Source organism: Kitasatospora sp. NPDC050463 (assembly GCF_040655255.1).
Taxonomy (GTDB): domain Bacteria; phylum Actinomycetota; class Actinomycetes; order Streptomycetales; family Streptomycetaceae; genus Kitasatospora.
Map to the genome: position 1 here is coordinate 1 of NZ_JBFAJO010000117.1, position 18,295 is coordinate 18,295.

18 protein-coding genes are annotated in these 18,295 nt (G+C 72.2%); 5 read left to right on the forward strand and 13 right to left on the reverse strand.

Translation table 11 applies throughout. The annotated features are described in order from the left end of the window. The first annotated feature begins 333 nt into the window (after nt 1–333). Nucleotides 334–2,604, forward strand: coding sequence for a glycosyl hydrolase family 18 protein (locus AB0J08_RS38360; protein ID WP_360643724.1), 2,271 nt, complete (start codon nt 334–336; stop codon nt 2,602–2,604). A gap of 30 nt (nt 2,605–2,634) precedes the next feature. Here the strand turns inward: AB0J08_RS38360 and AB0J08_RS38365 are convergent, their stop codons facing one another. From AB0J08_RS38365 to AB0J08_RS38415, 11 genes are all read right to left on the reverse strand, one after another. Continuing rightward, on the reverse strand, nt 2,635–3,345 hold the full coding sequence (locus tag AB0J08_RS38365; RefSeq protein WP_360643727.1) for a spermidine synthase: 711 nt from the start codon (nt 3,343–3,345) through the stop codon (nt 2,635–2,637). Nucleotides 3,346–3,430: 85 nt separating this feature from the next. Next, nucleotides 3,431–4,474, reverse strand: a complete 1,044-nt coding sequence (locus tag AB0J08_RS38370; protein WP_360643769.1) for a putative sulfate exporter family transporter — start codon at nt 4,472–4,474, stop codon at nt 3,431–3,433. A gap of 13 nt (nt 4,475–4,487) precedes the next feature. Then, nucleotides 4,488–5,054 carry a cysteine dioxygenase family protein gene (locus AB0J08_RS38375; RefSeq protein WP_360643730.1) on the reverse strand — a complete coding sequence of 189 codons (567 nt, stop codon included), beginning with the start codon at nt 5,052–5,054 and terminating at the stop codon, nt 4,488–4,490. 86 nt (nt 5,055–5,140) lie between these two features. Next, a complete protein-coding gene (locus AB0J08_RS38380; RefSeq protein ID WP_360643733.1) occupies nt 5,141–6,055 on the reverse strand; it encodes a LysR family transcriptional regulator in 915 nt (304 codons plus the stop codon). Between the two features lie 117 nt (nt 6,056–6,172). After that, entirely contained in the window at nt 6,173–7,036 is an 864-nt protein-coding gene (locus tag AB0J08_RS38385) for an amino acid ABC transporter permease (RefSeq protein WP_360643736.1), read from the reverse strand. Beyond that, nucleotides 7,033–7,677, reverse strand: coding sequence for an amino acid ABC transporter permease (locus tag AB0J08_RS38390; protein WP_360643739.1), 645 nt, complete (start codon nt 7,675–7,677; stop codon nt 7,033–7,035). The genes AB0J08_RS38385 and AB0J08_RS38390 overlap by 4 nt, the downstream gene beginning before the upstream one ends. A 12-nt stretch (nt 7,678–7,689) precedes the next feature. Beyond that, entirely contained in the window at nt 7,690–8,583 is an 894-nt protein-coding gene (locus tag AB0J08_RS38395; RefSeq protein WP_360643741.1) for a glutamate ABC transporter substrate-binding protein, read from the reverse strand. A gap of 9 nt (nt 8,584–8,592) precedes the next feature. Next, complete coding sequence (locus tag AB0J08_RS38400; RefSeq protein ID WP_360643772.1) at nt 8,593–9,321, reverse strand: amino acid ABC transporter ATP-binding protein; 729 nt, start codon at nt 9,319–9,321, stop codon at nt 8,593–8,595. A 32-nt stretch (nt 9,322–9,353) separates the two neighbouring features. After that, nucleotides 9,354–9,599: a LapA family protein gene (locus AB0J08_RS38405; RefSeq protein ID WP_360643744.1), complete on the reverse strand. Its 246-nt coding sequence runs from the start codon at nt 9,597–9,599 to the stop codon at nt 9,354–9,356. Nucleotides 9,600–9,721: 122 nt separating this feature from the next. Then, on the reverse strand, nt 9,722–11,494 hold the full coding sequence (locus tag AB0J08_RS38410) for an ABC transporter ATP-binding protein (protein WP_360643747.1): 1,773 nt from the start codon (nt 11,492–11,494) through the stop codon (nt 9,722–9,724). Nucleotides 11,495–11,537: 43 nt separating this feature from the next. After that, nucleotides 11,538–13,310: an ABC transporter ATP-binding protein gene (locus AB0J08_RS38415; protein WP_360643749.1), complete on the reverse strand. Its 1,773-nt coding sequence runs from the start codon at nt 13,308–13,310 to the stop codon at nt 11,538–11,540. A gap of 304 nt (nt 13,311–13,614) precedes the next feature. Here AB0J08_RS38415 and AB0J08_RS38420 point away from each other — a divergent pair, with 304 nt between their 5' ends. Beyond that, nucleotides 13,615–14,481: an aldo/keto reductase gene (locus tag AB0J08_RS38420; protein ID WP_360643751.1), complete on the forward strand. Its 867-nt coding sequence runs from the start codon at nt 13,615–13,617 to the stop codon at nt 14,479–14,481. 132 nt (nt 14,482–14,613) lie between these two features. Here AB0J08_RS38420 and AB0J08_RS38425 read toward each other — a convergent pair whose 3' ends face one another. Continuing rightward, the gene (locus tag AB0J08_RS38425) at nt 14,614–15,510 is read right to left on the reverse strand and encodes a MarR family winged helix-turn-helix transcriptional regulator (protein WP_360643754.1); all 897 of its coding nucleotides are present in this window, start codon (nt 15,508–15,510) and stop codon (nt 14,614–14,616) included. A 393-nt stretch (nt 15,511–15,903) separates the two neighbouring features. On the opposite strand from AB0J08_RS38425, the gene fabG reads away from it, so the two are divergent. Then, the gene (gene fabG, locus AB0J08_RS38430; RefSeq protein WP_360643757.1) at nt 15,904–16,671 is read left to right on the forward strand and encodes a 3-oxoacyl-ACP reductase FabG; all 768 of its coding nucleotides are present in this window, start codon (nt 15,904–15,906) and stop codon (nt 16,669–16,671) included. A 232-nt stretch (nt 16,672–16,903) separates the two neighbouring features. After that, nucleotides 16,904–17,689: a phosphatase PAP2 family protein gene (locus AB0J08_RS38435; RefSeq protein WP_360643760.1), complete on the forward strand. Its 786-nt coding sequence runs from the start codon at nt 16,904–16,906 to the stop codon at nt 17,687–17,689. Here the strand turns inward: AB0J08_RS38435 and AB0J08_RS38440 are convergent. Beyond that, entirely contained in the window at nt 17,640–17,828 is a 189-nt protein-coding gene (locus tag AB0J08_RS38440; protein WP_360643763.1) for an I78 family peptidase inhibitor, read from the reverse strand. The genes AB0J08_RS38435 and AB0J08_RS38440 overlap by 50 nt on opposite strands. Before the next feature lie 74 nt (nt 17,829–17,902). Here AB0J08_RS38440 and AB0J08_RS38445 point away from each other — a divergent pair, with 74 nt between their 5' ends. Then, complete coding sequence (locus AB0J08_RS38445; protein WP_360643766.1) at nt 17,903–18,175, forward strand: DUF6343 family protein; 273 nt, start codon at nt 17,903–17,905, stop codon at nt 18,173–18,175. Nucleotides 18,176–18,295 lie beyond the last annotated feature (120 nt).

An 18,295-nucleotide genomic window follows, 5' to 3' on the forward strand; every position in this document is an offset into this window, starting at 1 on the left:
TGTTGAAGCCGTGGTGCTCGAAGGCGTCGCGGGTGATCCGGTCGAGCTGGTCGCGTACGCGCAGGCCGAGCGGGAGCAGGGTGTGTACGCCGGCGCCGTGCCGTCCCGCCATGTTCACCGCGGCCAACTGGTACAGACCTATTGCCAGTTGCCGACCGGCTCCCTACCCTCGGGGAGCACAGGACCTTCACGGCACCCCGACGGCCCGAGGTCTCCGGTTCCGCGCCGCCCACGGCCCGGAGCTCCCGCACGTTGCTCCACGCACCTGACACCTCCCCACAGGTAACGGGGCGTCCCGGCATGCCCGGAGGCCCCAGGACAGGAGCCACACCCATGCGCAGACGTCGGATCAAGCTGCCGCTGCTGGCCGCCGGGGCCCTGATCGTTCCACTGCTCGCCGTCTCCCTGCCCAGCACCGCCGCCCACGCCGCCGGGTCCGCCACCGCGGCCTTCACCAAGGGCAGCGACTGGGGCAGCGGCTACGAGGGCGGCTACACCATCACCAACGGCTCCGGCACCGCCGTCAACGGCTGGACCCTGGAGTTCGACCTGCCGGCCGCCAACACGGTCGCCTCGCTCTGGAACGCGAGCTACACGACGGCGAGTTCGCACGTCACGGTCAAGAACCCCGGCTGGGCCGCCGACCTCCCGCCCGGCGGCACGTACAACTTCGGCTTCAACATCGCCTATTCGGGCACCTACAAGCCGCTGCTCAACTGCAAGCTGAACGGCCGGCCGTGCGACGGCACCGGCGACGACCAGAGCGCGCCGACCCTCCCGGGCGACCTCCGGGCCGGCACCACCACCCAGACCACGGTCGACCTGTCCTGGACGGCGAGCACCGACAACGTCGCGGTCACCGGCTATGACGTGTACCAGGGCGCCACCAAGGTGGCCACCACGGACGGCACCGCCACCGGCGTCACCGTCCAGGGCCTGACCGCCGGCACCGCCTACCAGTTCACCGTGCAGGCCTTCGACGCGGCGGGCAACCGCTCGGCCGCCGCCGGACCGGTGAGCGCCACAACCAAGCCGCCGACCGACCCGGACAGGCAGGCCCCGAGCACTCCCGGCACGCCGGTCGTCACCGGCTCGGACGCCAGCAGCATCTCGCTGACCTGGGGGGCCAGCACCGACGACATCGGCGTCACCGCCTACGACGTCTACAACGGCACCGCGCTCGCCGCGACCGTCACCGGCACCTCCGCCACGGTGGGCAGCCTGGCGCCGGACACCTCGTACACCTTCACCGTGAAGGCCCGGGACGCGGCCGGCAACGCCTCCCCGGCCTCGAACGCCGTGAGCGGCAGGACCAAGCCCGGCGGGAGCAACCCCGGCGCGCTGAAGATCGGCTACTTCACCCAGTGGAGCATCTACGCCCGCGGCTACAGCGTGAAGCAGCTCGACACCTCCGGCTCGGCCGGCCGCCTCACCACGCTGAACTACGCCTTCGCCAACATCCATCCGACCACCAAGCAGTGCTTCATCACCAACAAGGCGGCCGGGCCGGACAACGACCCGAACGCGGGCGACGGCGCCGGTGACGCCTGGGCCGACTTCGGCAAGGGCTGGGACGCGGGCAGCTCGGTGGCCGGCACCACCGACACCTGGGACCAGAAGCTGGCCGGCAACTTCAACCAGTTGAAGCAGCTCAAGGCCAAGTACCCCAACCTCAGGATCCAGATCTCGCTGGGCGGTTGGTCGTACAGCAAGTGGTTCTCCGACGCGGCCGCCACCGACGCCTCCCGCAAGGCGCTGGTCAGCTCCTGCATCGACATGTACATCAAGGGGAACCTGCCGGTCATCGACGGGCGCGGCGGCGCGGGCAGCGCGGCCGGCATCTTCGACGGCATCGACCTCGACTGGGAGTGGCCGGCCTCCGGCGGGCACGACGGGAACATCTTCCGGCCCACCGACAAGGCGAACTACACCCTGCTGGCCCAGGAGTTCCGCCGCCAGCTGGACGCGCTCGGCAGCACCACCGGCAAGCACTACACGCTGAGCGCCTTCCTCCCGGCCGACCCGGCGAAGATCACCGCGGGCATCGACATCCCCGGTCTGTTCGGCGCCTTCGACTTCGCCACCATCCAGGGCTACGACTACCACGGCGGCTGGGAGATGAGCACCAACCAGCAGTCCGCCGTCAAGCTCGCGGCGGGCGACCCGAGCACCCCGGACCGCCGGTTCAGCTCGGAGATCGCCATCGGCGCCTACGTCACCGGCGGCGCGCCGAAGAGCAAGCTGACCCTGGGCATCCCGTTCTACGGACGCGGCTGGACGGGCGTGCCGCGCGGCACCACCAACGGCCTGTTCCAGCCCGCCACGGGCCCCGGCCCGGGTAGCTACGAGGCCGGGTTCGAGGACTACAAGAAGCTCAAGCAGATGGCCGCCGGCGGCGGTTACACCATCTACCGGGATCCGGTGGCCGGCCACGCGTACATCTACAACGGGTCCGTCTTCTACACCTACGACGACCCGACCGAGATCGCCCGCAAGACCGCCTGGATCAAGTCCCAGGGGCTGGCCGGCGCGATGGTCTGGGCATTCGACGGTGACACGCCCAACGGCGAGCTGATGGCCGCGGTGGACAACGGCCTCAGGTAGGGCGCCGGCCCACCTGGCCCGGCGAGCCGCTCAGTCGGCGCGGCGGGCCAGGTGGACCACGTCCGGCACACCCCGGGCGACCTCGACCTCGTGGGTGACCACGTCCGAGAAGCCGGCCGCGCGCAGCGCCTCCTCGAAGGCCGGGGAGGGCTGCGCGCTCCACACCGCCAGCACCCCGCCGGGCTGCAGCCGGTGCCGGAGCACCGCCAGCCCGTCGGCGCCGTAGAGGCCGGCGTTGGAGTCGGTGACCGTCCAGTCCGGGCCGTTGTCGATGTCCAGGCAGAGCGCGTGGTAGCACTCGCCGTCGGCCGCCGCCAGGTACTCCAGCAGATCGGTGTGGAGCACCGCCACCCGCTCGTCCGCCAGCGCGCCGGCCGAGAAGGCGCCCAGCGGACCGCTCCGGTGCCAGTCGATGATCGCGTTCTCGCGCTCGACGATCGCGATCCGCCCCCACCGCGGCTCGGCTGCCGCGTACGCCAGCGAGAAGCCGACGCCGAGCCCGCCGATCAGTACCGAGGGCCGCTCCACCGCGCTACCGGCCCGGTCCAGCTCGTCCAGCGCCGCCTGGATCAGCAACCGCTCGGAGCGGCCGTCGGCGGTGTCCATCAGGAAGCAGCCGTTGGCGATGATCTCGAAGTGCCGTCCGCGCCGGCGCAGGACCACCTCGCCGAACGGGCCCTCCCGCCGGTCGAGCGTGACAACGGCCTCCTGGCCGTCCCGTTCGGGCAGTGCGGTGGACATTGCGGCGCTTCCTCCCAGGTTCGGGTGCGGGGCGGCTCGGCGAGCGACTACCCGCCCGACAATAGCGGAGGCCCCGCCCCGCCGGTCACGTCGTGATCAGCACTCCCGCGTAGCTGACACCCGCGACCATCACCCAGGAGGCCAGGCCCAGCAGGGCGATCCGCCCGCCGGTGCGCAGCAGGGTGGGCAGGTGCACGGCGCTGCCGAGGCCGAACAGCGCGGCCGCCAGCAGCAGCTCCTGCGCGTCCCCCGCCAGGGTGAGCGCCTGTTCGGGCAGGACGCCGGTGGTGCGCAGCGCGATCATCGCGAGGAAGCCGGCCACGAAGAGCGGCACGATCGGCGGCCGCTTGCCGGCGGTCGCGGTCGCGGTGGCGCCCCGGCGCGAGCGCCGCACCGCTACGGCGACCCCGGCGACCAGCGGCGCCAGCAGCACCACCCGCATCAGCTTGACCAGGACCGCCTCGCGCAGCGCGGCCGCGCCACCGGTCTGCGCGGTGGCGACCACCTGGCCGACATCGTGCACGCTGGCACCGACCCAGCGCCCGAACTCGGCCTCGCCGAGCCCGAGCGGCTGGTGGAGCAGCGGGAGGACGGCGATGGCCAGGGTGCCGCAGAGGGTGACCAGCGCGACGGAGGCGGCGACGTCCTCCTCCTCGCTGCCGGCGGCCTGGCTGACCGCGCCGATCGCCGAGGCCCCGCAGATCGAGTACCCGGTGGCGACGAGCAGCGGCTGGTCGCCGGGCAGGCCGAGCCGGCGCCCGAGCCAGAGGGTGCCGGCGAAGGTGGCGGCGACGACGGCGATCACCATGGCGACGGTGGCCCAGCCGAGGCCGACCACGTCACCCAGGCCGAGCTTGAGTCCGAGCAGGACGATGCCGAGCCGCATCAGCCGCCGCCCGGCGGTGGAGAGGCCGGGCCGGGCCACCCCCCGGACCACCGGCCGCAGTCCGGGGAGGTGGGCGGCGGCCATGCCGAGCACCACGGCGGCGGTGAGCTTGGGCACGGCGGGGACGGCCTGGTGGACGGCGAGCGCGGCGGCCACGCCGAGCGCGGCGAGCAGCAGACCGGGGGCGTCGCCGCCGAGCGGGGGCAGGGCGCGGGTGCGGACGCCGCGGTCCCGGAGGGTCAGTGCCACGGCGCGCTCACCGCTGGTCGTCGGCGGGCAGCCGGTAGACGCGCCGGATGCTGGTGCCCAGCCGGGCGACGTCGGCGCCGTAGACGTGGATCGAGATCGCGGTGGAGGAACAGGCGTTGCGGACCAGGTGGATGTCGCCGGGCGGGGCGAAGGCGGCCACGGTGCCGGCCGGGCCGACCACGTGCTCGGTCTCCACCAGGTGGGCGGTGCGCCCGTCGGAGACCAGCCGGTAGCGGGTCTCGCTCTCCTGGCCCCGGTGGACGCCGGCCACGCACCAGGAGACGTGGTCGTGGATCGGGGTCTGCTGGCCGGGCAGCCAGACCAGCGCGACGACGGAGAAGCCGCCGTCGGCCTCGGCGTGCAGGACGTGCTGGCGGTAGCGCTCCGGATCCCCCTCGCGCTGCTTCTCGGTGAGCAGGTCCTCGTTGCCCAGGTGCGGGGCGAGCCGCTCGCCGACCAGGTAGGCGGTGAGTTCCGGCGGCAGGCCGCGGTCCACGACCGCGCGGATCTCGCCGACCAGGGCGGTCATGCGCTCGGTGAGCCGGTCGCTGCCGACCGTGGCGGAGGGTGTCATGCCAGCAGGTTCGCCCCGGGCGACCCATCACGTCCAAGGAGGGTTCTTTCGCCTTCTCCCAAAGCCCGCTTATGGGTCGGCGGGGATCAGCAGCCGACCCTCGCCGCCGCCGCGGACCGCAGCTGGTCCAGCACCAGCGCGGTGGCCGGGATCCTGCGGTGCTCGCGGAGCACGTACGCGCTCACGTGCCGACGCAGGTGCGGCTCGACGGCGCGCCCGGTGACCTTGCGGTGGCACATGAAGGAGAGCACCAGCGCCGGCATCAGCGCGATCCCGACCCCGGCTGCGACCAGGCTCTGCACCGCGAGGTTGTCGTCGGTGGAGAAGACGATGTCGGGTGCGTAGCCCTCCTCCGCGCAGACGTGCAGCAGGTTGGCCCGGCAGCGCGGGCAGCCGGCGATCCAGCGTTCGCCATCGAGGTCGGCGAGCCGGACGGCGTGCCGGCGGCCCAGCGGGTGGCCGACCGGCAGCAGGACGGTGAGCAGGTCCTCCATCAGCGGGATCTCGTCCAGCTCGGGCGGCAGCTCGACGGCGGCGCCCGGGTAGCGGAAGGACAGCGCGATGTCGCACTCGCCGCGCAGCAGCCGCTGCACGGAGTCGGGCGGTTCGGCCTCCAGCAGTTCGACCCGGACGCCGGGGTGGTCGGCCAGCAGCCGCGCCATCGCCTGGGGTATCAGGGTCGCGTTGGCGCTCGGGAACGCGCAGACCCGGACCCGCCCGGCGCGCAGCCGGGCGAGCGCGGCGAGCTGCTGCTGGGCGGCGGAGAGGCTGCCGAGGATCAGTTCGGCGTGCCGGGCGAGGGCCTCGCCGGCCTCGGTGAGGCGCAGCCCGCGCCCGGCCCGGGTGAACAGCGGCACTCCGACGGACCGCTCCAGCGCCTTCATCTGCTGGGTGATGGCGGGCTGGGTGTAGCCGAGCTCGCGGGCGGCGGCCGAGTAGGAACCGGCCCGGACGACCTCGTGGAAGGTCCTGATGTGCCGCGAGTCGAATACCGGCTCCACTGCCCCTCCCCTGCCTGCTCCCCTGGTCCCAGGGAATCATAAGCAGACTTTGGAGGTCTCGGAGCTGATCCCGTCCGTACCTATGGTTCATCCGCGGAGCTTCCGCCCCGCCGGCGGCTACTCCTCCGGCGGCAGACCCAGCACCAGCCCGGCCTCGGCCACCGGCGCACCGCCCTGGGTGCTCGGGCTGCGCCGGCTGCGGCGCTCGACCCAGCGGGCCAGCCAGGAGAGCGCCAGGCACATCCCGATGTAGATCGGCGCGATCATCATCACCACCGGGATGAACGGCAGGTCGTAGTCCAGGTTGGTGGCGATCAGCTTGCCCGCGTGCAGGAACTCCTCGTAGGTGATCAGGAAGCCCAGCGAGGTGTCCTTGAGCGCCACCACCAGCTGGCTGATGATGGCCGGCAGCATGGCCCGGTTGGCCTGCGGCACCAGGACGTACGACATCACCTGGGTCTTGCGCATGCCCAGCGCGTAGGCCGCCTCGCGCTGCCCGGCGGGCACCGCCAGCACGCCGGCCCGGAACACCTCGGCCAGCACCGAGCCGTTGTACAGCACCAGGCCGGCCACCAGCGCCCAGAGCGGCTCCACCTTGAGCGCGACGAAGATGAAGAAGATCATCACCAGCACCGGCATGGCCCGGAAGAACTCGACCACCAGCGTGGAGAACCAGCGCACCACCCGGTGGTCGGAGAGCCGTCCGGCCGCGAACAGCGCGCCGAACGGCAGCGCGAACAGCACCGTCCACCCGAAGGCCTTGAGGGTGTTCCCCAGCCCGCGCAGCAGCAGCTCCTGCACGCCCTGGTACTCGAAGGCCATCCACTTCTGGTGGGTGAACTGGTTGGTGTGGAACAGCATGTAGACGATCCACCCGAGCAGCGCGGCGATCGCCAGCAGGGCGATCAGGCCGTACAGCCGGTGCCGGGCGAGCGCCTTGGGACCGGGGACGTCGTAGAGCGCCGAGGTTTCCACCGTCATCGCGACACCGCCACTCGTCGTTCCAGCAGGTTGAAGAGGGCGCTGACGGACAGGGTGAGGATCAGGTAGCCGACGGCGATCCAGACGAAGGTCCAGACGATGCTGTACCCCAGCTCGTTGATGGTCCGGTAGCTGCCGAGAAGTTCGGTCACGCTGAACGAACCGGCGATCGCGGTGTTCTTGGCCAGCGCGATCATCACACTGCCGATGGGGGCGACCACCGACCGGTACGCCTGGGGCAGCACCACCAGACTCATCGTCTGGCCGAAGGTCATGCCCAGGCTCCGGGCCGCCTCGCCCTGGCCGCCGGGCACGGTGTTGACACCCGCCCGCATCGCCTCGCAGACGAACGCCGAGGTGTAGCAGCCGAGCGCGAGCACCGCGAAGACGAAGAACGGCAGCGTGATGTCGAACCGCGGCAGACCCAGCACCACGATGAAGAAGAGCAGGGTCAGCGGGGTGTTGCGCAGCAACGTCACCCAGACCGTCCCGAACGCCCGCAACGGCCGCACCGGTGAGACCCGGAAGCCGGCCATCAGCACCCCCAGCGCCAGGGACAGCACGGCACTCACCGCGAACAGCGAGAGGGTGCCGAGGAAGCCCTCCCAGTAGGTCGACCAGTTGTCGGTCAGCGTTTTCACGGCGCGGCCCTCTCAGTACCGGTCGATCGGCGGCGGGGTGGGCACGGGCACCCCGGACAGGCCGAGGGTGGCGTCATAGGCCTTCTTCCAGTCGCCGTTCTCCTCGTGGCGGGCCAGGGCGTCGTTCAGCGCACCGCGCAGGACGGTGTCGTCCTTCGGCGTCCCGACCCCGTACGGCTCCTCGGAGAACAGCGGCCCGACCACCTTCAGCTCGTCCGGCACCTTGGCCGCGTAGCCCATCAGGATCGTGTTGTCCGTGGTGACGGCGTCCACCTGGCCGGTGATCAGGTTGTCCACGCAGGCCGAGTAGGTGTCGTAGCCGATCAGCCTGGCTTTGGGGTACTGCTTCTGGATCCGCTGGTACGGAGTGGAGCCCGCCGCCGAGCAGACCTTCTTGCCGTTCAGGTCCTCGGGGCCGTGGATGGTGTCGTCGTTCCTGCGCACCAGCAGCGACTGGCCGGCCAGGTAGTACGGCCCCGCGAAGCCGACCAGTTTCTTGCGGTTCTCGTTGATGGTGTACGTGCCGACGTAGTAGTCCACCTGGCCGTTCTGCAGGGCGGTCTCCCGGTTGGCGGAGGCGATCGTCCGGAACTCGATCCGGTCGGGCGCGAAGCCCAGGTCGGCGCCGACCATCTTGGCGATCTCGATGTCGAAGCCGGAGTACTGCCCGGTGGCCGGGTTCTTCTGGCCCAGGTAGGGCTGGTCCTCCTTGACCCCCACCACCAGGTGACCCCGGGCGCGCGCCGCGTCCAGGGTGGGCGAACCGGTGATGCCGGCGCCGTCCTGCACCTGGTAGCTCGGCAGCGCGCTGGGCTGGGGACCCTTCGGCGGCGGGGTGCCCTCCTTGCCGCAGCCGGCCAGCAGGGCGAGCACGGCGGCGGCGGCGAGCAGCCACTTCCTCGTCACGGTGCCGCCTCAGTGCTTCAGGATCTTGGACAGGAAGTCCCGGGCACGGTCGCTCTCCGGAGCGCCGAAGAAGTCCTCGGGGGCGCGGTCCTCGACGATCCGCCCGTCGGCCATGAAGACGACCCGGTTGGCCGACGCACGGGCGAACCCCATCTCGTGGGTGACCACCACCATCGTCATGCCCTCGTGCGCGAGCTGGCGCATGACGTCCAGCACCTCGTTGATCATCTCGGGGTCGAGGGCGGAGGTGGGCTCGTCGAAGAGCAGCGCCTTGGGCTCCATCGCGAGTGCGCGGGCGATCGCCACGCGCTGCTGCTGCCCCCCGGAGAGCTGCGCCGGGTACTTGTCCGCCTGGGCGACCAGCCCGACCCGGTCCAGCAGGGCCCGGGACTTCGCGTCCGCCTCCGCCCGCGGCCGGCCACGGACCTTGATCTGCGCCAGCGAGACGTTCTGCAGCACGGTCTTGTGGGCGAACAGGTTGAAGGACTGGAACACCATTCCGACATCGGCGCGCAGCAGGGCGAGCCCCTTGCCCTCCTCGGGCAGCGGCCGGCCGTCGATCGAGATGGTGCCGGACTCGATCGGCTCCAGCCGGTTGATCGCCCGGCAGAGGGTGGACTTCCCGGAGCCGGAGGGGCCGATCACCACCACGACCTCGCCGCGCCCGACCGTGAGCTCGATGTCCTGCAGCACGTGCAGTTCGCCGAAGTGCTTGTTGACGCCGCGCAACTCGATCAGCGGCTCGAAGGCCGACGGCCCGGGCCCCGCCGTCACTTGCCGCGCCGCCCCTTCAGCAGCCAGCCCAGCGCGCCGCCCGCGACGAGGGTGGCGAGCAGCGCGATCCAGAGCGGCGCGGTGACGGTGAACACCCAGAACTGGATCTTCACCTTGTCGAGGTTGGCGAACAGGAACCACACCGCGAGGACGACGATGACGCCGATCCCGATGTACCGGGTGGGGATGCCAGCGATCTCACTGCGCTTGGAGGCGGACGAGCCGTCTGAAATCTTGGTCACACGGGCAGTCTGCGGGCCGGTCGACCGACTTGTCCGTTTACGCGCCCGGGAGTAACCCGCACGGGGCAACCCTCCCCCGTGCGGGTTTGCGCCCCCTCACCGGGCGCCGGTGGGCCCGCCCGTCACCGCTCGTCCCGCCAGGACCGCCAGAGCGCCGCGTACGGACCGCCGGCCGCGACCAGCTCGGGGTGGCTGCCGTACTCGCTGATCCGCCCGCCCTCGACCACGGCGATCACGTCCGCGTCATGCGCGGTGTGCAGCCGGTGCGCGATGGCGATCACCGTACGGCCCTCCAGCACCCGGGAGAGCGAGCGCTCCAGGTGCCGGGCGGCCCTCGGGTCCAGCAGCGAGGTGGCCTCGTCCAGGACCAGGGTGTGCGGGTCGGCCAGCACCAGCCGGGCCAGCGCCAGCTGCTGCGCCTGTGGCGCGGTCAGTGCGGTGCCGCCCGAGCCGACCTCGGTGTCCAGCCCCTGCGCCATCGCGTCCACCCAGTCCCCGGCGTCCACCGCGTCCAGCGCGGCGCGCAGCTCGGTGTCGGCGGCGTCCGGCGCGGCCAGCCGCAGGTTGTCCCGCAGGGTGCCGACGAAGACGTGGTGCTCCTGGTTGACCAGCGCCACCTGGGCCCGGACCCGCTCGGCCGGCATCCGCGAGAGCGCCGCCCCGCCGAGCGTCACACTGCCCCGGCCGGGTGCGTAGATCCCGGCCAGCAGCCGACCCAGGGTGGACTTCCCCGCGCCGGAGGGCCCGACCAACGCGACCCGGCTGCCCGGGGCGACGTCCAGGCTGATGCCGTGCAGCACGTCGGCGCCCTCGCGGTAGCCGAACCGGACGTCGTCCGCCCGGACGTGCCGGCCGTGCGGGTGGGCGTCCTCGTCGCTCTCGTGCTCCGGCACCTCGCGCACCCCGACCAGCCGGGCCAGCGAGGCCTGCCCGATCTGCAGCTCGTCGTACCAGCGCAGGATCAGGTCGACCGGGCCGGTCAGCGCCTGGGCGTAGAGCACCCCGGTGGTCAGCTGGCCGACGGTGATCCAGCCCCGCAGGGTGAACAGGCCGCCGAGCAGCAGCGTCCCGAGCACCGCCAGGGTGTAGACGGCGTCGATGGTCGGGAACCAGACCGAGCGCAGCCAGAGGGTGTACCGCTCCCAGGCGAGCCACTCGCCGAGCTTGCGGTCCGTCAGCCGGACCCGCTCGTCGCCGAGGCGCAGCGTCTCGACCGTCCGCCCGGCGTCGACCGTCTCGGCGAGCACGGTGTTCACCGCGGCGTAGCCGGCCGACTCGTTGCGGTAGGACTGCGGGGCCCGCCGGAAGTACCAGCGGGAGCTCACCAGCAGCAGCGGCAGGCCGATCAGCGCGGTGAGCGCGAGCAGCGGCGAGGTCACCACCAGGGCGCCGATCACCAGCAGCAGTGAGACCACGGCGACGGCCAGCTCGGGCACCGCCTCGCGGACCGACTTGTCGAGCCGGTCGATGTCGGTGGTGCCCCGGGAGACGAGGTCCCCGGTGCCGGCCCGCTCCAGGACGCCGGTCGGCAGCGTCACCGACCGGACCAGGAAGTCCTCCCGGAGGTCGGCCAGCACGCGTTCACCGAGGACACTGCCGCGCAGCCGCGACCACCAGGTGAAGGCGGACTGCACGACCAGCGCCAGCAGGTACCAGGCGACGGCGACCGCGATGGTGGACTCGGCGGTGCCGGTGGCCAGCGACTCGACCAGCGTGCCGAGCACCCAGGGCCCGACCAGCCCGGCCACGGTGGCCACCGAGTGCAGGCCCACCACGGCGGAGAAGGCGGCCCGGTGCCGCCGGGCGAGCAGCCGCAGGTAGGCCCGGACGGCGGTCGGGGAGCCGACCGGCAGGGTGGTGGCCGGCCCTTGCTCCTGATGGACGGGGGGCTTCATACGGTGCTCCTGGACTGGGCGGGGCGACGGACGGGGGTGCGGTTCATACGCTCTCCCCGACGGCTGCCGGCTCCTCGTCGCGGGTGACCACGGCGCGGTAGGCGGGTTCGGTGTGCATCAGCTCGCGGTGGCGGCCGGCCGCGGCGACCCGGCCGTCCTGGACCAGCACCACCCGGTCCGCCCGGTCGAGCAGCAGCGGACTGGTGGCGAACACCACCGTGGTGCGCCCCTCCCGGCTCTTGCGCAGGCCGGTCGCGATCCGGGACTCGGTGTGGGCGTCGACCGCGCTGGTGGGCTCGTCCAGGACGAGCACCGGCGGGTCGGCCAGCAGCGCGCGGGCGAGCGCCAGCCGCTGGCGCTGGCCGCCGGAGAGCGAGCGGCCACGCTCGGTGATCCCCGCCCGCATGGCGTCCCCTCCGGACTCGGGCGAGCCGTCCACCAGCGCGTCCAGGACGTCCTCGGCGCGGGCGGCGGCCAGTGCCTCGGCGGGCGTGACCCGGCCCGAGGCGGGGATGTCGAACAGCTCGGCCAGGGTGCCGGAGAGCAGCACCGGCTCCTTGTCGTGGACCAGCACCGCCGCCCGGGCCTCGGCCAGCGGGACGGCGTCCAGCTCGGTGCCGCCGAGCCGGACGGAGGACTGCGGCTGCTCGCCCTCACCCAGCGGGACGTGCCCGCCGAGCCGGCCGGCGAGCGCCCCGGCGAAGTCCGGGTCGCCGCAGACGACGGCGGTCAGCTCGCCGGCCCGGACGGTCAGCCCGGAGACCGGGTCGTACAGGTCGGCCTCGCCGGGCCCGGTCAGCACGGCCTCGGCGGTGCCGGTCGTCCGGCTGAGCGAGAGCACTCGGACGGCCCGCCCGGCGGAGACCCGGGCGACGCTCCAGGCGTGCGCGGCCTCGCCGAGGATGCGCAGCGGCGCGGCCAGGTAGGCGGTGGCGCCGTACACGGCGACGAGGGTGCCGATCCCGATCTCCCCGCGGGTGGCCAGCCGGGCGCCGTACCAGGTGACGCCGACCACGAACAGGCCTGGCAGCAGGACCTGCTGGGCCTGCATCAGCGACCAGATCCGGGCCGACCGGACGGCGGCCGCGCGGACCTTCTGGGAGGCCGCCCGGTAGCGGTCGAGGAACAGCTCCTCGCCGCCGATGCCGCGCAGCACCCGGAGTCCGGCCACGGTGTCGGCGGCCAGCTCGGTCGCCTTGCCGCCGAGTGCGCGCTGCTCGGAGTAGCGCCGCTCGAACGGGCCCAGCAGCGGCCAGACGGAGGCGGCCAGCACCGGGACGCCGAGCAGGACGGCGAGGCCGAGCACGGGTTCGGCGACCAGCACGGCGGCGCTGACCGCCAGCCAGACGATCACCGCGCCGCGGAGCCGGGCGACCAGCTCGACGTACCAGCCGATCTTCTCGACGTCCCCGCTGCCGACCGCGACGATCTCGCCGGTGGCGATCCGCCGGGACAGTCCGGCACCCAGGTGGGAGGCCTGACGGGATACCAGCTGACGGATCTGGGTGGCGGCGTGGATCCAGTTCCACACCGCCTGGCGGTGCAGCATGACGGCGCCGAGGGCGGCGACGGCGGCCAGGGCCAGCACGGCGGCGCCGGCCCACCGGATGCCGGCGGCGTCACCGTCCACGGCGGCCTGGACGCCCATGCCGAGCGGGACGGGCAGGGCCGCCCGGCTGCCCATCTCCAGCAGCGACCAGCAGGTGGCGAGCACCTGCCCGCGCCGCTGGCTGCGCTGCAGCCAGCGGAGGAAGGCGAGGGGGGAGGAGAGGTCGGGGTCGCCGGGGTCGGCCAGCGGCAGGGTCTTGAGCGGCATGACGCTCCGTCGGGGGTGGTGCGGGCGATGGGCACGGGCATGCTCGTCGCGCGGTGGCGCCGGGAGCACGGGAGGAGGGGCCGGTGCGGTCACGGCCGGGCCGGTCAGGAGGACATGGCAGCGAGCGTGCCAAGCCGGGTGTGATCTGCGCAACAGGTTTATTTCGGCCGGGTGTGATCCCACCACAACCTGCTCACGCCGATACAACGCGTCGGAAAATTCTTTGCCGGCCGGGAACAATCCGGACAACCCGCAGGTTGATCCACTCGAACCATCAGGGACAACCAGGAGGGCACCCCTTCCCGTGAGCACCATCCCCAGCGTCACCCTCAACAACGGCGCGCAGATCCCGCAGCTCGGCTTCGGCGTGTGGCAGGTGCCGGACGCGGAGGCCACGGCGGCCGTCCGCACCGCCATCGAGACGGGCTACCGCTCGATCGACACTGCGGCGATCTACGAGAACGAGGCCGGCACCGGCCAGGCGATCAGCGAGGCGATCGCGGGCGGCGTCGTCACCCGCGAGGACCTCTACATCACCACCAAGCTCTGGAACTCGGGCACCCGCGACTGGTCCGGCGCGCAGGGCCGGGACGCGGTGCTTCGCGAGTTCGACGCCTCGCTGGCCAAGCTCGGCCTGGAGTACCTCGACCTCTACCTGATCCACTGGCCGCGCCCGGCGCACGACAGCTACCTGAACATCTGGAAGGCGTTCGAGCAGCTCCAGGCCGACGGCCGGGTCAGGTCGATCGGCGTCTCCAACTTCGGCGCCGAGCAGCTCACCCGCCTGCTCGGCGCCGCCTCCGTCGCCCCCGCGCTGAACCAGGTCGAGCTGCACCCGTACTTCCCGCAGGACGAGCTGCGCGCCTTCCACTCCCGGCACGGCATCGCCACCGAGGCCTGGAGCCCGCTGGGCCAGGGCAAGGAGCTGCTCGCCGAGCCCGCGCTGAGGGAGATCGCCGCGAAGCACGGCCGCACGGTCGCCCAGGTGGTGCTCCGCTGGCACCTGCAGAGCGACATCGTCGCGATCCCCAAGTCGGTCACCCCGTCCCGGATCAAGGAGAACCTGGACGTGACCGGCTTCGAGCTGGACGGGGCCGACCTCGCCGCGATCGCGGGCGTCGCCACCGGCGTGCGGATCGGCCCGGACCCGCAGGTGTTCGACTGGAACTGACACCCTCGGTGAGCACGGCGCCGGCGCCGGGCCCCTGAAGGAGCGTCAACACCGAAGGCCGCCTCCCCGTATTCGGGTCGGCGGCCTTCGGTACGTTGGCGAATCGTTTTGGCTGGAACTCGACGGCGAAGCCTAGAGCCTGGCCGCCTTGGCGATCAGTGCCATCGCGGGTTCGTGCTCGTCCTCGTCCAGCGGAGCGAGCAGCAGCCGCTGGACCTGGGCGACGCCCGCCGCCGAGCGGTGCAGCAGGTCCTGACCCGCCGGCGAGAGCGACAGCAGGTTGCGCCGCCCGTCCGAAGGGTCGCGCCGGCGCTGCACGAGGCCGCGCCGGACCAGCCGGCTGACCATCTCGGCCATCGTGGCCTTGTCCAGCGAGGCCAGCTCTCCGACCGTGCGCTGGTCCGCGCCCGGTTCCAGTTCGAGGGCGTCGAGCACCGCGTACTGCGGCGCCGTCAGCTCCGAACCGACGTGCTCCGACCAGAGCTTGGTGTGCACCTGCTGGCTCACCCTGATCAGATAGCCGATCGCCCGCTGGGCGTCCAGCATCGGCCGCGCGTCGGTGAGGACGGCGACCGCAGCGGGTTCAAGCCTGGCTATCTTGGCCATCACCCGGACAATCTCCAGCTGCTCCTCGGCCGCGAGCGGCTCGAAGAGCGTGCGCTGCACACGGACCACTCCGCCGGTGGCCTCGCGCACCGCCTGTGCGCCACTCTGCGAGAGAGCGAGCAGTTTGCGCCGGCCGTCGGCCGGATCGCGGCGTCGCAGCACTAGGCCGCGCCGGACCAGCCGGGCGACCATCTCGGCCATCGTGGCCTTGTCCAGCGAGGCGCGCTCGCCGACCGTCCGCTGGTCAGCACCCGGTTCCAGGGCGAGGACCAGCAGAACGGCGAACTGCGGAGCCGTGAGATCGGCTCCGACGTGTTCGGACCACAGACGGGTGTGTACCTGCTGTGCAACGCGGATCAGGTGCCCGGGCGACTGCTGCAGTCGCGCGGACACGCGGGTCGTCGGGATCTCCCCCAGCACCATGTATCCGTCCCGATGTCACACCCGGTGTGTGTGGGACACCCGGGTGGGGCAGTAACGGCGAGTGGGCGTCCCGCTGTGAGGGAGGGCGCTCCAGCCGTGCAGCCGGTGGCTGCTGGCGGACACTATACAAACGGCTGGCCCTCGCTGGCAGGCGGGGGCGGATAGTAGACGCAGGTTCGGCAACATTGGCATATTTACGCGCCGTGCCGACCCGACGGTAACCCGTTCGCAGGAGAAAGCCGACCGGCCGGTCCTTACCCTCGGTCACCTGCGTCTTCCGCCCTGGCCGCGCACCCTACTCGCCGGTAGGGTGTGGCCCACTCAGCGGTCCACCCCCCGCCGGGCGCCTCCGCGGGAGCCTCCCGGCGAGATCCGAGAGAGACGAGAGCGAGCATGACCGAGCAGAGCACCGCCCCCAGGGTCGCCGTCGTCACCGGCGCCGCACGCGGCCTGGGCGCCGCCACCGCCGAGCGCCTGGCGGCCGACGGTTACGCCGTCGCCGTGCTGGATCTGGAGGAGGCGGCCGGCAAGGACGTCGTCGACCGGATCACCGCCGCCGGCGGCCGGGCCGTCGCCGTCGGCGCGGACGTCTCGGACGCCGGACAGGTGCAGGCCGCGGTCGACCGGATCACCGCCGAACTGGGCACCCCGGTCGTCCTCGTGAACAACGCGGGCGTGCTGCGCGACAACCTGATCTTCAAGATGTCCGAGTCCGACTGGGACACGGTCATGAACGTTCACCTGCGCGGTGCGTTCCTGATGACCCGTGCGGTGCAGAAGCACATGGTGGACGCCGGCTTCGGCCGCGTGATCAACCTGTCCTCGTCCTCGGCCCAGGGAAACCGCGGACAGGCCAACTACTCCGCCGCCAAGGCCGGTCTGCAGGGCTTCACCAAGACCCTGGCGATCGAACTGGGCAGGTTCGGCATCACCGCCAATGCCGTCGCCCCCGGATTCATCGCCACCGACATGACGGCGGCCACCGCCGCCCGGGTCGGGATGGAGTTCGAGGAGTTCAAGCGCGCCGCCGCCTCGCAGATTCCGGTCCAGCGGGTCGGCGTGCCCGAGGACGTCGCGAACACCATCTCGTTCCTGGCCGGCGAGGGCGCCGGATTCGTGTCCGGCCAGGTCATCTACGTGGCCGGCGGCCCTCTCGACTGACCCACCGAACCTACACAGGGTTACCACGGAGTGGGAACCGGCGAGGCCGGTCTCCCACTCCGTGCGCTATACCGACCCTTGGGAGTGTCCGATCGACGATCGAGCGGATATTCGATAAGGGAACATCGGAAAATCACACGGAGATGACGGCGATCCGGTCATTCAAACGCCTCCCCGAAGAATTCCGAATTCCGTCGGGAGTCACCCCGGCCCGCTGGGTAGGGTCACCGGCGTGCAAGCGCCGAGTGAATTTCGGGATGATCCGATCACCCGCCGGGGGCTCCCACTCCACACCCCCGGAGAACCCGGCCGGCCACCGCTCGGCCGACGGCGGATCGGCCTGCTGGCCCTCACCGGGCTCGGCTACCTGGTGGTGGTCGCGGGCGTCCTCCTCGACACCCCGCTGGTCGACCTCGACTGGACGGTACGCCTCGCCCGCCCCTACGAACGGTGGCCCGACCTCGAACCGCTGCTCGACAACTGGGTGGTGGCCGGGCAGCGCGGCCCGTCCGCCGTCGCGGCCTTCGCCTGGCTCGGCTGGCGGGCCCACCGGCTGCGGCGGCTGCGCCCGCTGCTGGTGACGGGCAACGCCCTGCTGCTGCTCAATGTCACGGTCGGCGCGGTGAAGATCGTCACCGGTCGGCTGGGCCCGCACTACGCCCACTACGTCGGCTCGCCCGAGCTCTTCTCGGGCGGCACCATATTCCCCTCCGGGCACACCGCCAACGCCGTGGTCACCTGGGGCGCGCTGGCGTACCTGGCGGTCCGCTGGCGACGCTGCGGCGCGGTGCTCGCGGCTGCCACCGCCGGCTCGGTCGGGCTCACCACGGTCTACCTCGGTACCCACTGGGTCACCGACGTGCTGGCCGGCTGGGCCGCCGGCCTGCTGGTGCTGCTCTCGCTGCCGCTGCTGGAGCCCCTGGTGAGCGCCGTCGAGAGCCGGCTCACCCGGCGGCCCGGGACCGCACTCACCCCTCCCAGCTGCGTTCCACGACCCCGTCGCGCACCGCGAGGTTGAGCCGCCCCTCCCGGTGGTCCATGGTCATCATCGCCCCGGGCGGCAGCACCCGCACCGATGCCCAGCCGTGCCGACGGGCCAGCTCCTCCGCCCGCTCCACCCGCAGCCCCGCGTAGCCCTCCGCGTCCGCCTCCGTCATCGCCCCTCCCCCGCTCGTGCCCGGACGTACGCTGGAATCGTAGACCTCACCCGGCCGACGGGAGGTGCACGGGCATGCGAGCCACGACGCCGCAGCACTGGCGCAGCGGCACCGAACCCAGGACCGCCCGGAGCGACCTCAAACTGCGCTATCTGCTCTCGCTGACGTTCACACCGCTGTTCGCCGTCGCCACGGTGGCCTTCGCGGTCTGGGCCGCCAACTCACCGGCGTACGGCGCGCCCAGCCGGGGCACCCTCACCGGCTTCGCGGTCGCCTGCGGGCTCCTCACCCTGTTCGCCGTCGTCGATCTCGTCGTCGTCATCCGGCGCCGCCGGACCGAGCTCTGACGCGGTATCTCCCGCGGAGTGGGAAGTCGGCCCGGCCGACTTCCCAACGGGACCTTTACTATAGCTTGATATTGGTGTTCGGTGCGGCTTGTGTAGGATAGGTGGGAGACTTTGAAGGAG